At 55.9% G+C, this 13,232-nt stretch carries 15 protein-coding genes; 8 read left to right on the top strand and 7 right to left on the bottom strand.

The genetic code is table 11. From position 1 onward, the window contains the following. Positions 1-30: 30 nt before the first annotated feature. Positions 31-513 carry a cyclic pyranopterin monophosphate synthase MoaC gene (gene moaC / locus FFI95_RS11080; RefSeq protein ID WP_144822536.1) on the top strand — a complete coding sequence of 161 codons (483 nt, stop codon included), beginning with the start codon at positions 31-33 and terminating at the stop codon, positions 511-513. A gap of 63 nt (positions 514-576) precedes the next feature. Beyond that, entirely contained in the window at positions 577-1,194 is a 618-nt protein-coding gene (gene ribA / locus FFI95_RS11085) for a GTP cyclohydrolase II (RefSeq protein WP_144822538.1), read from the top strand. Positions 1,195-1,255: 61 nt separating this feature from the next. Here the strand turns inward: ribA and dxs are convergent, their stop codons facing one another. From dxs to FFI95_RS11105, 4 genes are all read right to left on the bottom strand, one after another. Next, positions 1,256-3,187 carry a 1-deoxy-D-xylulose-5-phosphate synthase gene (gene dxs / locus FFI95_RS11090; protein WP_144822540.1) on the bottom strand — a complete coding sequence of 644 codons (1,932 nt, stop codon included), beginning with the start codon at positions 3,185-3,187 and terminating at the stop codon, positions 1,256-1,258. 81 nt (positions 3,188-3,268) lie between these two features. Beyond that, the gene (locus FFI95_RS11095; RefSeq protein ID WP_144822541.1) at positions 3,269-4,165 is read right to left on the bottom strand and encodes a polyprenyl synthetase family protein; all 897 of its coding nucleotides are present in this window, start codon (positions 4,163-4,165) and stop codon (positions 3,269-3,271) included. Continuing rightward, positions 4,165-4,419 (bottom strand): exodeoxyribonuclease VII small subunit, encoded by a 255-nt coding sequence (locus tag FFI95_RS11100; RefSeq protein WP_144822543.1) that lies wholly within the window; start codon positions 4,417-4,419, stop codon positions 4,165-4,167. Before FFI95_RS11100 ends, FFI95_RS11095 begins: the two co-directional genes overlap by 1 nt. 55 nt (positions 4,420-4,474) lie before the next feature. Then, positions 4,475-5,248 (bottom strand): NRDE family protein, encoded by a 774-nt coding sequence (locus tag FFI95_RS11105; protein WP_144822545.1) that lies wholly within the window; start codon positions 5,246-5,248, stop codon positions 4,475-4,477. Positions 5,249-5,351: 103 nt separating this feature from the next. On the opposite strand from FFI95_RS11105, the gene FFI95_RS11110 reads away from it, so the two are divergent. The 4 genes from FFI95_RS11110 (at position 5,352) to FFI95_RS11125 (ending at position 8,545) form a co-directional block, all read left to right on the top strand. Beyond that, positions 5,352-6,149: a sulfite exporter TauE/SafE family protein gene (locus FFI95_RS11110; RefSeq protein ID WP_144822547.1), complete on the top strand. Its 798-nt coding sequence runs from the start codon at positions 5,352-5,354 to the stop codon at positions 6,147-6,149. Between the two features lie 10 nt (positions 6,150-6,159). After that, positions 6,160-6,948, top strand: a complete 789-nt coding sequence (gene lgt, locus FFI95_RS11115) for a prolipoprotein diacylglyceryl transferase (RefSeq protein WP_144822549.1) — start codon at positions 6,160-6,162, stop codon at positions 6,946-6,948. Next, the gene (locus tag FFI95_RS11120; protein WP_144822551.1) at positions 6,945-7,784 is read left to right on the top strand and encodes a thymidylate synthase; all 840 of its coding nucleotides are present in this window, start codon (positions 6,945-6,947) and stop codon (positions 7,782-7,784) included. Before lgt ends, FFI95_RS11120 begins: the two co-directional genes overlap by 4 nt. Before the next feature lie 245 nt (positions 7,785-8,029). Beyond that, the gene (locus tag FFI95_RS11125) at positions 8,030-8,545 is read left to right on the top strand and encodes a dihydrofolate reductase (RefSeq protein ID WP_144822553.1); all 516 of its coding nucleotides are present in this window, start codon (positions 8,030-8,032) and stop codon (positions 8,543-8,545) included. On the opposite strand, the gene FFI95_RS11130 is transcribed toward FFI95_RS11125, so the two are convergent. The 3 genes from FFI95_RS11130 to FFI95_RS11140 all read right to left on the bottom strand — a co-directional run bounded on the left by FFI95_RS11130 (position 8,524) and on the right by FFI95_RS11140 (position 11,524). After that, on the bottom strand, positions 8,524-10,020 hold the full coding sequence (locus FFI95_RS11130) for a DEAD/DEAH box helicase (protein ID WP_144822555.1): 1,497 nt from the start codon (positions 10,018-10,020) through the stop codon (positions 8,524-8,526). The genes FFI95_RS11125 and FFI95_RS11130 overlap by 22 nt on opposite strands. 157 nt (positions 10,021-10,177) lie before the next feature. Further along, positions 10,178-11,077 carry a haloalkane dehalogenase gene (locus FFI95_RS11135; protein ID WP_144822557.1) on the bottom strand — a complete coding sequence of 300 codons (900 nt, stop codon included), beginning with the start codon at positions 11,075-11,077 and terminating at the stop codon, positions 10,178-10,180. An 81-nt stretch (positions 11,078-11,158) separates the two neighbouring features. After that, positions 11,159-11,524: a hypothetical protein gene (locus tag FFI95_RS11140; RefSeq protein ID WP_144822559.1), complete on the bottom strand. Its 366-nt coding sequence runs from the start codon at positions 11,522-11,524 to the stop codon at positions 11,159-11,161. Positions 11,525-11,638: 114 nt separating this feature from the next. Here FFI95_RS11140 and FFI95_RS11145 point away from each other — a divergent pair, with 114 nt between their 5' ends. Both FFI95_RS11145 and FFI95_RS11150 read left to right on the top strand, forming a co-directional pair. Further along, positions 11,639-12,718, top strand: a complete 1,080-nt coding sequence (locus FFI95_RS11145; protein ID WP_144822560.1) for an AI-2E family transporter — start codon at positions 11,639-11,641, stop codon at positions 12,716-12,718. Between the two features lie 114 nt (positions 12,719-12,832). Then, positions 12,833-13,231: a peptidoglycan-binding domain-containing protein gene (locus tag FFI95_RS11150; protein ID WP_246069502.1), complete on the top strand. Its 399-nt coding sequence runs from the start codon at positions 12,833-12,835 to the stop codon at positions 13,229-13,231. Position 13,232 lies beyond the last annotated feature (1 nt).

A 13,232-nucleotide genomic window follows, 5' to 3' on the forward strand; every position in this document is an offset into this window, starting at 1 on the left:
TGTTCTGAAACTGAAATCTCTGGAGGCTCTGTGAGTAAACTGACGCATCTCGATGACAAGGGTGAAGCCCGCATGGTGGATGTTACGGAGAAAGCCGTAACTGAGCGAGAGGCCCGTGCTGAGGCGACCATTCACATGGCTGAAGCAACTCTGCGAATGATCATCGAGGGGGAGCACCCCAAAGGCGACGTGCTGGCCGTTGCCCGCATCGCCGGTATTATGGCGGCAAAGCGCACCCACGACCTGATTCCTTTGTGCCACGCCCTGAATCTGACGTCTGTAAAGGTAGAGCTGACGGCAGGAGCCGATGGCGCTTCAGTGCATATACTGACCCGGTGTAAGCTCGCAGGCCAGACTGGCGTGGAAATGGAGGCGCTGACGGCGGCAAGTATCGCGGCGCTCACCCTTTATGACATGTGCAAAGCAGTTGATAAGGGTATGGAGATCGGTAATGTACGTCTTTTGGAGAAAAAAGGCGGTCGCAGCGGGCACTGGGTTACTGGTAACCGCTGATGCCTGAGAGGGCCAGCCATGGTAGAATGCGCCCCCTGATTTACTGAACCACGAGGAAATACTGTGGCTGTTCGTTACATCCAGTCCTGCCGGTTGCCGACTCCGTTCGGAGTATTTGATATGCATGGCTTTGAGGAGTCGGATACGGGAAAGGAGCATGTTGCTCTGACTCTGGGGTCACTGGATAGTGATGAGCCCATGCTCGCCCGTACTCATTCCGAATGCCTGACAGGTGATGCGTTATACAGCATGCGCTGTGACTGCGGTTATCAGCTGGAGGAGGCGCTGCGTGCCATAGCCCGGGAAGGTCGCGGTGTGTTGCTGTATTTGCGCCAGGAAGGCCGGGGCATAGGCCTGCTCAACAAAATCCGGGCGTACCACCTGCAGGATCAGGGGGCAGATACCGTTGAGGCAAACGAGCGCCTCGGGTTTGCAGCCGACCTGCGTGATTACAGTATGTGCAAAGATATGCTGGATCACCTGGGCATAAAAAGCCTGCGGCTGATGACAAACAACCCCCGTAAGGTCAATGCACTGACATCCTACGGTATTGAAATAACCGAGCGGGTGCCCCTGCACGTTGGTCGTAACCCTCATAACGAGAGTTACCTCGACACCAAGAAAAGTAAGCTTGGGCACTGGTTTGAAACCCATCAGGACGATGATCCTCTGCAATCGTAACAGGGGAAGAGAAGGTACAAAAAAGCCCGCAGTGCGGGCTTTTTGCATAAAAGAGGGTGTGTTACTTAACAGCCTGCAGTTTCTTGTTTTGCAGCCGCTCCATGCGGGTGCTGATGTCAGCGAATATACCGGCTGCATCCAGTCCGCACTCCTGGAGCAGCTCGCCGTGTTTTCCGTGATCAATAAACGTGTCGGGTAACCCCAGCTGAAGCACTGGCATGGAAACCTCTTGTCTGTTCAGGAACTCCACGACAGCACTGCCGGCTCCACCGGCAATGGCGTTTTCTTCCAGGGTAACCAGCAAGTCATGCTGCTCGGCAAGCTCCAGAATCAAAGCCTCATCCAGAGGTTTCACAAAGCGCATATCCGCTACGGTGGCGTCCAGTTTGTCTGCAGCTTCCAGAGCCGGAGAGAGGAGTGTGCCGAAGCTGAGAATGGCAATACGACTGCCCGGACGCACCTTGCGTCCCTTGCCGATGGTAAATGGCGTGAGTTGTTGCTGAATCTCCGCCCCCGGACCTGTCCCTCTGGGGTAGCGTACGGCAGCAGGCCCCTCAAACAACATGCCTGTCTGCAGCAACTGGCGCGTCTCATTCTCGTCAGAGGGAGTCATGACGATCATGTTCGGAATGCAACGCAGATAGCTGATGTCAAAGGCGCCTGCGTGGGTCGGGCCATCCTCACCCACCAGACCGGCACGGTCGATTGCAAACAGCACATCCAGGTTCTGAATGGCTACATCATGAATCAGCTGGTCGTAGGCCCGCTGCAAAAACGTGGAGTAGATCGCCACAACAGGTTTTGCGCCATCGCAAGCCATTCCCGCTGCCAGAGTAACGGCGTGCTGCTCGGCTATCGCAACATCGAAATACCGCTCCGGGAAGCGCTGGGAAAAGGCCAGCAGGTCTGAGCCTTCACACATGGCCGGGGTAATGCCGTTTACCCGCTCATCCTGCTCAGCCGCATCACACAGCCATTGCCCGAAGACATTGGCGTATTTTTGTTTCGCCGGTGCGGGCTTGACCGGTAAAGGTTTGCTTGCTGGCACAGGATCAATTTTGTTGATGGCATGGTAGCCCACAGGGTCGGCTTCGGCGGGGGCAAAGCCCTTGCCTTTGGTGGTAACCACATGCAGGAACTGGGGCCCCTCCAGCTCGCGGAGGTTTTCCAGAGTTTCCACCAGTAGAGGCAGATCATGACCGTCGATCGGGCCGATGTAGTTGAATCCAAGCTCTTCAAACAGGGTACCCGGGGCAATCATGCCCTTGAAGTGTTCTTCCGTTTTTTTCGCAAGCGCCATCAGGTGAGGAGCCCCCTGAAGCACCTTTTTACTGCCATCGCGCATCTGGTTATAGGTACGGCTGGACAGCAGCCTCGCGAAATAGTTGGACAGACCGCCGACATTATGGGAGATCGACATGTCGTTATCGTTCAGAATAACCAGCATGTCCGCTTTCAGGTGACCGGCATGGTTCAGGGCTTCAAACGCCATGCCAGCGGTCATGGCGCCATCTCCGATAACGGCAATGCTTTTACGGCCGGTTCCTTGTTGTCGCGCCGCTACGGCCATGCCCAGCGCAGCACTGATTGATGTGCTCGAGTGACCGACACCAAAGGTGTCGTATTCGCTTTCAGCGCGCTTCGGAAAGCCCGCCAGGCCATCTTTGCGGCGAATCGTATCCATACGCTGGCGGCGCCCGGTGAGAATTTTGTGAGGATAGGCCTGATGGCCAACATCCCACACGAGACGGTCTTCCGGGGTGTTGAATGTGTAGTGCAACGCTACTGTAAGTTCGAGCACGCCCAGCCCGGCCCCGAAATGGCCGCCAGTCTGACCCACTGACCATAACAGAAAGGCTCTCAGCTCTCTGGCAAACTGGGTGAGCTGGTCAGACGGCAGTTCCCGCAACTGGGCGGGTATGTCAATCCGGTCCAGCAGCGGGGTATTTGGCCGCTGTGACGGGATTTCCTTGAAAATATAAGTGTCCTGCATCTGCTCGGGTCTTTTCCGGAATAGTGTGAAAGTGTACGTGCTTAGTGTGCGCTTTTGCGCGACCTGGATTCAATGGCGTTGCTAATAGGTTCTTGCCACCACATAATCGGCCATGGCTCTCAGCGGGTCGGCTTCCGGCCCGAAGTCCTTCAGGCTGTCCTGCGCGTGATCAAGCAGTGAAGAAAGGTGTTCCCGCGCACCAGCAAGCCCCAGTAGCGACGGGTATGTAGGCTTTGCACGAGCCAGGTCTGACCCCTGTGGTTTGCCGATGATTTCGGTGTCACCCTCAATATCCAGGAGATCGTCCTGAACCTGAAACGCCAGGCCAAGGGCTTTAGCATACTCAGTCAGGGCATCCAGTAAGCCGGTGCCTACCCCGGGTGCGGTCAGGGCACCAATGCGTACGCTGGCCTCAATCAGTGCTCCGGTTTTATGGCGATGCATGGCTTCCAGTTGTGTCAGCGTCAGTCGCTTACCAACTGATTCAAGGTCAATGGCCTGACCACCCACCATGCCATTGTGTCCGCTTGCGCGAGCCAGCGCCTGAATCATCGTTATGCGTGCCTGCATTCCAACCCCGGGCGCCTCTGCCAGCCATTCAAATGCCAGGGCCTGCAGTGCATCGCCTGCCAGAATGGCGCTGGCTTCGTCGAACGCAATATGTGCCGTTGGGCGCCCCCGGCGCAATTCATCATTGTCCATTGCGGGAAGATCGTCATGAACCAGTGAGTAGGCGTGGATCAGTTCGATTGCACAGGCCGGAACCAGGGCTGCGTCAATGTCCTGCCCTACGGCACAGGCGGCGGCAATGCATAACGCAGGGCGAATACGTTTGCCTCCGCCCAGAACGCTGTAGCGCATTGTTTCCTGTAGCCGGCCGGAGGCGGAGTGCCGCGAAATGCGCCGGTCCAGTTCTGTATCTACCCGGCTGCGGTAGTTATCCAGATACTCCATGGTAGACAGATCGTAGTCAGGCATCAGTTGGTGTCATCCACTGAAAACGGTCGCGAGTCCAGTGTTCCGTCTTCGTTCTGTATCAGTTGTTCCACCCGTTGTTCGGCATTTTTCAGGGCCTGCTGGCAGGCGCGGGTAAGCTTTACGCCCCGTTCAAAAGCGGTCAGGGATTGCTCAAGAGACAGCTCCCCCTGTTCAAGGTTGCGAACAAGTGTTTCCAGCTCATCAAGCGACTTCTCAAAGTCTGCAATGGATGTGGCTTCTTGTTGAGCAGCCATCGGCGGCCCTCCGGTCAGATCGAAGAATTTTGCAGATTATAACAGAGCCTGACCGCTATCGCTGCCAGTCAAACACCCGGTACTCTGCCGGACAGCCCTCGGGGTCCCAGTTCTGCTCGGACACCAGAATTTCGCCATTGGCGGAAATGCTGACAATGGTCGTAGCGCGGGTGCCATACTCAGTACCAGGAATAAAAGGAGACGACAGAAACTTTTCGGTTTCACGTCCCACCCCTGTATCTGGCAGCAGGTGGTCCGGTGCCGGCGTGGTATCCTGCAGCAAGCGGGCGAGATCCTGGTGCAGGGCGTCGGCACTGCCCCGGGCCGACTTTACCGTATTGCCAACAGCTTCACGAAGGTGCACAAGTTTGGGCCAGGGGGTCTGGAGCAGATGGTTGCTGAGGCCATAGGTGCCGCGGTAGATTCTGCGCCCCGGGTGGGCATCACGGTTGCTGAAATACCAGCCTGATGATTCGCTGAGGTGTACCAGATTAAACCCGGCGTAGCGGGCAGAACTGTTTATCAGGCTGGACTGAAGCTGAGCTTCTGATTCCCGGAGCGCGCGCAGGGGCAGTTCGCCACGGCTGGCATGCCCGGCTTCCCGTGAGCCTTCGCGTACATTGGTTACAGCTGTAATGCGCCCCTCGGGGGAAATGGCCAGCCATGTCCCCCCGGACACCAGGTCGCGGCCTGAAAGTACGCGGGTGCCTGAATCCGTTTCCCACCAGCCCAATGGTTCTGTGGGGCGGCGGAAAAACTCATCCCGGTTGGCTGCAACGACCAGGGGGAAACGACGACTCTGGCCAAGACTGAAAGCGATGAGGCACATATGAAGACACTCTCCCGATGCTGGGCTGTTGCTTGAGCTTAATGATGTACAGGTTGCTGGTGTGTATCATACCAGCCTCGTTTTCCCGAGTGTGTGAGTAACTATGTCTCTGTTGTCTGTTTTTGCCATTTATCTGGTGTTGGGTGCCTTTGCCGGCACTCTGGCGGGCCTGTTCGGCATTGGTGGCGGTCTTATTATTGTGCCGGTACTGATTTTCAGTTTCGGAGCCCAGGGCTTCGGCCTCGATGTGGCTGCCCATATGGCAATAGGAACCTCATTGGCGACCATTGTCTTCACCTCCCTCAGCTCTATTCGTTCCCATAATGTTCATGGTGCGATCCGCTGGGATATATTCCGGCCCATGGCTCTGGGCATTGTGGTCGGCGCTCTTATAGGTGCCTGGACAGCGGCATCACTGAGTGGCGCAGCTTTGGAACTGATCATAGGCATATTTGTCATTCTGGTGGGCCTCAAAATGTTTTTTGAGGTAAACCCCTCTCCGGGCCGGAGCGTTTCCGGCAAGTCAGGCCTGGCCGCTGCCGGTACCGGTATTGGCTGGGCCTCTGCAATTTTTGGTATTGGGGGTGGCACGCTCACCGTACCCTATCTGAGCTGGAGCAATGTGCGCATGCAGCAGGCCGTCGGAACCTCAGCTGCATGCGGGCTGCCAATTGCGGTGGCCGGAGCGGTGGGCAATGCCTGGACAGGTTGGGGAAACACCTCTTTGCCGGATTACAGCCTTGGTTTTATTTATTTGCCGGCATTGTTCGGAATTATTTTTACCAGTGTGTTGTTTGCGCGGGTAGGAGCAAATCTTGCCCACAAACTGAATGCCAAAGCATTAAAGCGCGTCTTTTCGATTCTGCTGCTACTGGTCGGTCTTCGTTTTCTTTTGAGCTGAGAGGTTATCGATGCTTCAGCATCCACAGATAGATCCGGTTGCCATTGGCATCGGGCCGTTAAAAATACACTGGTACGGGCTGACCTACCTTGTTGGTTTTCTGGCTGGCTGGTGGCTGGGCCGGTTGCGCTCGCGTAAGCCCTGGTCGCCGGTTACCGAGGAGCAGATGGGCGACCTTCTGTTCTACCTGGCCCTTGGGGTTATTCTGGGCGGACGCTTTGGGTATGTGGTTTTTTATAACTTTGATACTTTTGTGGCAGACCCGCTCTGGTTATTGCGGATCTGGGAAGGCGGGATGGCCTTTCATGGCGGACTGCTGGGTGTCATGTTTGCCATGTGGTGGTATGGGCGCAAAATCGGAACCGGGTTCTGGCGTCTTGCCGACTTTGTAGCTCCGCTGGTGCCCGTAGGCCTCGGGGCAGGGCGCATCGGAAACTTTATCAATGGCGAGCTCTGGGGTAAGCCCACAGACCTGCCGTGGGGAATGGTATTTCGCCAGGCGCCGGATGCACTGGCACGACACCCTTCCCAGCTGTATCAGTTTGCGCTTGAAGGCGTGCTGTTTTTCATAATTCTGTGGTGGTTTTCTGCCAGACCCCGGCCGCGGATGGCGGTATCCGGATTGTTTCTGGTCTGCTACGGAATCTTCCGCTTTCTTGTGGAATTTGTTCGCCAGCCGGATGCCCATCTGGGGTATCTGGCGTTTGACTGGCTTACCATGGGCCAGGTGCTCTCCTTCCCGATGATTCTGGCCGGGGTGGTGTTGATGTTTATTGCTTACCGGAGACATGCAGAATGAAGGCTTATCTCGATCTGATGCAGGACGTAGTAGAGAACGGGTTTGATAAAGGCGACCGCACCGGTGTTGGAACCCGCTCCGTATTCGGGCGCCAGCTTCGTTTTAACCTAAAGGGCGGGTTCCCTCTGGTTACCACCAAAAAAGTACACCTGCGCAGCATTATCTATGAGCTACTCTGGTTCCTGAACGGCTCCACAGACAACAACTGGCTGAAAGAGCGTAAAGTCTCCATCTGGAATGAATGGGCCCTGGAAAACGGCGATCTCGGCCCTATTTACGGCAAGCAATGGCGAAGCTGGCAGTGCCCGGATGGCCGGGTAGTGGACCAGATCAGCGACGTAATCGACCAGATACGCAACAACCCCAACTCCCGCCGCCTGATCGTCTCTGCTTGGAACCCGGCAGAGCTCCCGGATGAATCCATTGGTCCCCAGGAAAACGCAGCAAAAGGCCTGATGGCACTGGCCCCCTGCCACTGCCTGTTCCAGTTTTACGTACTCGACGGCAAACTCTCCTGTCAGCTCTACCAGCGGAGCGCAGACTTGTTTCTGGGCGTGCCGTTCAATATTGCCTCTTATGCACTATTGACCCACATGATCGCCCAGCAGTGTGAACTGGACGTGGGTGAGTTTGTGCACACCTTTGGCGACTGCCACCTGTATCAGAACCACCTGACAGACGACATTGTATTTGAACAGTTAAAGCGTGAGCCAAAAGCGTTACCAAAACTGGTGATCCAGCGTAAGCCAGACTCAATTTTTGACTACGAACTGGAAGACTTTGAGTTTGAAGGTTACGAGCCTTATCCCGGTATTAAAGCGCCTATAGCCATATAAAACTGGCGAGCTTCGTCTAAAGTCCGATCGCAAGGGTGCGGGGGTGGCTCTCCAAAAATGTGCGGAGCCATGGGTGAAGTGCAGAGCACTTCACGGGCAAGCCAAGGATGGCTTGGCCAGGATCTTTAGCGCGACGCAGGAGCATTAGCGCTAAAGAGCGAAGCCAAGCGTACACGGACGTATACACAGCGTTTTTTGGAGAGCCACCCCCGCACCCTTGCAGCCACTAAATTCTGAGGAATACTATGCGCAAGGCACTTATAGTAGCCATGTCCCGAAACCGGGTAATCGGTAAAAACAACAACCTACCCTGGTACCTGCCGGGCGACCTGAAGTACTTCAAACAAGCCACTATGGGGAAGCCCATTATCATGGGCCGGAAAACCTGGGACTCGATTGGCAGGCCACTACCAGGCCGGATGAACGTCGTCATTTCCCGTAACGCAGACCGGGAAGCACCCGCCGGGACGGTTACCGCAAAATCACTGGAAGAGGCTTTGATAAAAGCCGAAGCACAGGCCGAACTGGATGGTGGTAACGAAGTAATGATTATCGGGGGCGGGCAAATCTATGCAGAAGCACTACCGATGGCAGACCGCATATACATCACTCAGGTGCATGCCGAAGTGGAGGGCGACGCCTACTTTCCGGAAGTGAACTGGGATGAGTGGGAAGAAATCGGACGGGAAGACTTCTTCGCGTCCGATAACAATCCCTATGACTACAGCTTTGTGGTGTATCAGCGTTTAGCGTTGGACTGACGGGGCGGGCGTTTCCCCGCAGGCTTTTTGCCTCTGCTCTGGGGTTTACCCCGGCTTCCGGGAGGGCCGCTACGGCCTTTCTTGAAGCCACCTTTCGGCGGGCCTTTGCGATTGCGTCGCGGCGGTGGGGTTGCAGAAACCACCGGCAGAGCTTCCGGCTGCTCAAGGGGCAGGGTGCCAGGCTGCATGGCTTCCATCCAGCACGCCAGGGCGCCGGCTACCATCGCCGTATCCATCTCATTGCGTTCGGCAATGTCATCCAGCAGCGCCATGGACTTTGCCAGTTTTTTATCCTCGGCAAAGCCCAGAAGCTGGCTTTCAAACTGCTGCTCACGCATTTTTTTCAGTTCAACCGGCGATGGCAGCTCGTAGGCTTCCATAGGCGAGTTGGTGGCGCGCTCAAGGGTGCGCAACCAGCTACGCTCACGGGGGGTGACCAGAAGAATGGCCTTGCCTGTGCGGCCGGCACGACCGGTACGGCCAACCCGGTGAATATAGGCCTCGCTGTCGTAAGGCACGTCGTAGTTAATAACATGAGTGATTCTGGGAACATCCAGACCCCGTGCAGCTACGTCGGTAGCAACAATAATGTCCTTCTTGCCACGCTTCAGGTCTTCAACCGTCTGTTCGCGCTGGCGTTGGTTCAGGTCACCGTTCAGAGGGGCCGTTGCATGCCCGCGGGCGCTGAGTTTCTCAGCCAGCACAGTGGTTTCAGCCTTGGTGCGGACAAAGATGATCGCCGCTTCAAAAGGCTCTACCTCGAGAATACGGGTCAGGGCATCCAGCTTACGCTCGGCGTAAACAGGCAGAACAAACTGGGAAATGCGCTCAACTGTGCGGGTTTCGCTCTGAATTCTTACTTCAGTGGCATCGTTGAGATAGGTTTGGGCCACTTTCTTGATCTGTGGCGGCATGGTCGCTGAGAAGAGCGCACGCTGGCAGTCGGGCGGCGTTTTGGCGAGGATTGCTTCCACGTCATCAATAAAGCCCATGCGCAGCATTTCGTCGGCTTCGTCCAGCACCAGTCCTTTCAGGTTCCCCAGCTTCAGCGTGCCTTTGCGAAGGTGGTCAAGCAGTCGGCCGGGGGTACCGACAATCACCTGGGCGCCGCGCCTGAGCCCCTTGATCTGTGGGTAAAAGTCCTGGCCACCGTAGATGGGAAGAACCTGGAAATGGTTGAACCTGGATGCGTATGAGGTGAAAGCTTCCGCTACCTGGATCGCCAGCTCCCGGGTAGGGGCCAGGACCAGAACCTGGGGTTCACGGACTGACGCATCGACACGGCTCAGCAGCGGCAATGCGAAAGCAGCTGTTTTACCTGTGCCGGTCTGGGCGACCCCCAGCAGGTGTTTGCCAGCAAGCAGCGCCGGGATACATTGGGCCTGGATGGGTGTGGGGGTTTCATAGCCAACGGCGGAGACAGCTTCAAGAACGGCTGGATCCAGCCCCAGTTCGGCAAAGGACAATTCAGACATTGATTTACTCGGTGTTCGGAAGGTAGAGCATTGTCGGGCAATGCATTAAGTGACGTTATTATAAACGCTTTGAGTCTACTTTAATATGTAAAATTTTTGTTGCCTGTAGGTAATTGCCCGTGCGCGGCCATTACCCCGGTTCCCTTTTTCAGGCGGCTCAGGCCGGTTTCTCTGCTTTGAGCGCATCAAAAATAACGCGGGCAAAATCGTCGGGGCTGTCTTCCTGAAGAAAGTGCCCCCCTCTAAGGGTCATGTGGGGCTGACCCAGGGCTCCGGGTATGCGGCGTTGCAGGTAGCGGTCTGCCCCGCGGGTAATCGGGTCACCTGTACTGAAGCAGGTAATGAAGGGTTTGCGCCACTTTTCCAGAACCTTCCATGCCGCGCGGTTGGCATGGCTTACCCGATCTTCAGGGATTACCGGAACCAGGCGTGGAAATGCACGGGCACCGGCTTTGTACTCATTTGAGGGGAAGGGGGCATCGTAGGCGGCGCGCTCGTGTTGTTTCAGTGTTCTTTCAGTGCCCAGCTGCACAATCCGGCTAACGGGAAACCAGGGGCTGTATGTCGCAAAGGCTTTCCACGCACGGAATGCCGCAGGCGTGCGTTGCTCGCCGGTTGGGAGCATGCCGTTGCCGACAATGATCTGCCGGAACCGGTCTGGCCTGTCGGCAGCCAGTCTCAGGCCCAGCAGCGAGCCCCAGTTCTGGCATACCAGCGTAATATCCTGCAGATCCAATGTCTCCAGCCAATGAGTGAGCCAGCTCAGGTGGCGCTCATAGCTGTAGTCATCCACAGAGGCGGGTTTGTCGGATTTCCCGAAGCCCACCAGATCAGGAGCCAGCACCCGGTGCCCGGCCGCTGCAATCAAAGGGATCATGTGCCGGTATAGATAGGACCAGGACGGTTCTCCATGAAGCATGAGAACGGGCGATGTGTCAGCCGGACCTTCATCGACATAATGCATGCGAAGGCCGGGACCGACGTCCTGGTAATGGGGAGTAAAGGGGTAATCCGGAAGATCTGCAAAGCGGTCTTCAGAAGTTCTCAGAATACGCATACCATAAACCGTCCTGATTGGTGCTGAAGGACAGCATAAGGCACTTGGCGGTTTTATGTGTTTGATTTGCGTAACAGAGGGTTACCGCTGTGAACCAGGGGTATCCGGTTCCACCGGCGGGCGCCGGTTTGATCGTTTGTCTTCCCAGTCCAGCTCTTTGGGGTTATACCAGCCGATCGCATCGAGAACTTTGTCCCGCGTTGTTGCAGACAGGGTTGGCCAGAGTTCCTGGAACTCGTTCAGCCCCTGGTCACGTATCCGCTGCTGTTTGCTCTGGAGACGCCGGATAATCTGCGGGAGTTGCAAGGCTTCGCCCAGCTGTCCCGGCACCAGAACTTCCTGGCCCAGAACTTTGCGCCGGTGTGTCCGGCTTGCCAGTACCCGATGCAGTTCTGTGGCGGCATCCAGGGCCGTTTCCGTGGTAAAGGTTTCCAGTTCCAACACCATGACCTGTTTAATTGCTGAGCAACAACGTTTCACTATAACCTGAAGGGCACGCCAGTGGCTATTGCGACATGGTAGGCTACTGACACTCTGAACCTTACCGGGATAAACACTGCTATGTACGCCAAACTTGAAACACGAACGTTCCTTGCAATGCTGGTGGGTGTTTCTCTGGCTTTCGTGCTTCTTATGAAGCCGTTCTTCGGGCCGATTTTCTGGGCAATCGCTATTGCATTGATTTTTCATCCTTTTCAGCTTCTGCTGGTGCGCTGGCTGGGTGAGCGGCCTAACGTGAATGCATTGATTACGCTGGCTGTCTGCATGCTGATCGTGGTTATTCCCGTTTTGGTGCTGGTTACTTCCCTGGTGGCGGAAGGGCTGGGGATCTACGAGAAAATACAGGATGGAGACATAAAGCCTGGTGAGTATATAGACCAGGTGAATACCTCCTTCCCCGCGATCCAGGGTTTGCTGGCCCAGTTCGACATCAGCTTTGCAGAAATACGGGACCGGGTTGTGAGTCTGTTTGTCGGGGGCAGCCAGTTTCTCGCCAAGCAGGCTCTGGGCATTGGCCAGAATACGGCCCAGTTCTTCCTGGGGCTGGCTCTGATGGTGTATCTGGCGTTCTTTCTGTTGCGCGACGGAAATAAGCTGGTCGACCTGCTTATCCGCGCGCTTCCCCTGGGTGACGAGCGTGAGCGTCTGTTATTCGCCAAGTTTGCAGAAGTAACCCGCGCCACTGTGAAAGGCAACCTGCTGATTGCGATTATTCAGGGTGCACTGGGGGGTGTTATTTTCTGGCTTCTGGGTATCAGCGGAGCACTTCTGTGGGGCGTGGTTATGGCCGTTTTCTCATTATTGCCTGCGGTTGGTGCTGCTCTGGTCTGGGTGCCCGCTGCCATCTATCTCGCCGCCGTAGGGGATATTATTCCGGCCATCGTGCTGACTGTGTTCGGTATGGTGGTCATAGGGCTGGCGGATAACCTGCTGCGCCCGATTCTGGTGGGCAGGGATACCAAGTTACCGGACTATATTGTGCTGCTCTCGACTCTGGGTGGCCTTGCCATGTTCGGAATTAACGGGTTTGTGATGGGCCCGCTGGTTGCGGCTTTGTTTATGGCATTCTGGGGTATTTTCATTCGCGAGTTCAGTGAAGAATCCCAGAAACTGGAACGTCAGGACTGTGATGTCGATTAAGGCGACATGAGCTGAAAGTATGCTAGGCTTTTTCGGGTTCGCCCCAGGCAGTGGAGATAGGCGCCACGCAATAAAAAAGAAACGGATATCGTTCAGATATCAGGAGTTGAGCAGGTGAGTATCATAAAAATCGCGACCACCCGTTTGAGCCGTCTTGCGCTCGCAGCCGGTGCCGTAGCAGTACTGGGTTTTGCGCCCGGCGTATTTGCCGATGAAACGGTTGCACTGAAAAATGCGCTTTACGGAGCCGGGTATAATATCACCAGTGTTAGCCCGGGAATGGATGATGCCACCCGTGCGGAACTCTCCAGATTCCAGCAGGATAACGGTCTTCAGGCGAGCGGGATGCTGGATGAGCCAACCAAAGAAGCACTGGGAATGGTCAGTGTTCAGGTGGCGGCCTCCGGTTCGGTGCAGGCACCGAAGAATAAACAGGCAGCGACAAAAGAGCCTGAGCCTGCCGAAGACGAAGCCATCGAAGAAGAGGACGATGGTGGCTGGTCATTTTTCTGAG

The organism is Marinobacter piscis, from assembly GCF_007671655.1.
Lineage (GTDB): Bacteria > Pseudomonadota > Gammaproteobacteria > Pseudomonadales > Oleiphilaceae > Marinobacter > Marinobacter piscensis.

Bases quoted from the DNA above. Each gene is read 5' to 3' on its own strand.
- dxs (WP_144822540.1), bottom strand. From the start codon at position 3,187: ATGCAGGACACTTATATTTTCAAGGAAATCCCGTCACAGCGGCCAAAT.
- FFI95_RS11095 (WP_144822541.1), bottom strand. From the start codon at position 4,165: ATGCCTGACTACGATCTGTCTACCATGGAGTATCTGGATAACTACCGC.
- FFI95_RS11100 (WP_144822543.1), bottom strand. From the start codon at position 4,419: ATGGCTGCTCAACAAGAAGCCACATCCATTGCAGACTTTGAGAAGTCG.
- FFI95_RS11105 (WP_144822545.1), bottom strand. From the start codon at position 5,248: ATGTGCCTCATCGCTTTCAGTCTTGGCCAGAGTCGTCGTTTCCCCCTG.
- FFI95_RS11110 (WP_144822547.1), top strand. From the start codon at position 5,352: ATGTCTCTGTTGTCTGTTTTTGCCATTTATCTGGTGTTGGGTGCCTTT.
- lgt (WP_144822549.1), top strand. From the start codon at position 6,160: ATGCTTCAGCATCCACAGATAGATCCGGTTGCCATTGGCATCGGGCCG.
- FFI95_RS11120 (WP_144822551.1), top strand. From the start codon at position 6,945: ATGAAGGCTTATCTCGATCTGATGCAGGACGTAGTAGAGAACGGGTTT.
- FFI95_RS11125 (WP_144822553.1), top strand. From the start codon at position 8,030: ATGCGCAAGGCACTTATAGTAGCCATGTCCCGAAACCGGGTAATCGGT.
- FFI95_RS11130 (WP_144822555.1), bottom strand. From the start codon at position 10,020: ATGTCTGAATTGTCCTTTGCCGAACTGGGGCTGGATCCAGCCGTTCTT.
- FFI95_RS11135 (WP_144822557.1), bottom strand. From the start codon at position 11,077: ATGCGTATTCTGAGAACTTCTGAAGACCGCTTTGCAGATCTTCCGGAT.
- FFI95_RS11140 (WP_144822559.1), bottom strand. From the start codon at position 11,524: ATGGTGTTGGAACTGGAAACCTTTACCACGGAAACGGCCCTGGATGCC.
- FFI95_RS11145 (WP_144822560.1), top strand. From the start codon at position 11,639: ATGTACGCCAAACTTGAAACACGAACGTTCCTTGCAATGCTGGTGGGT.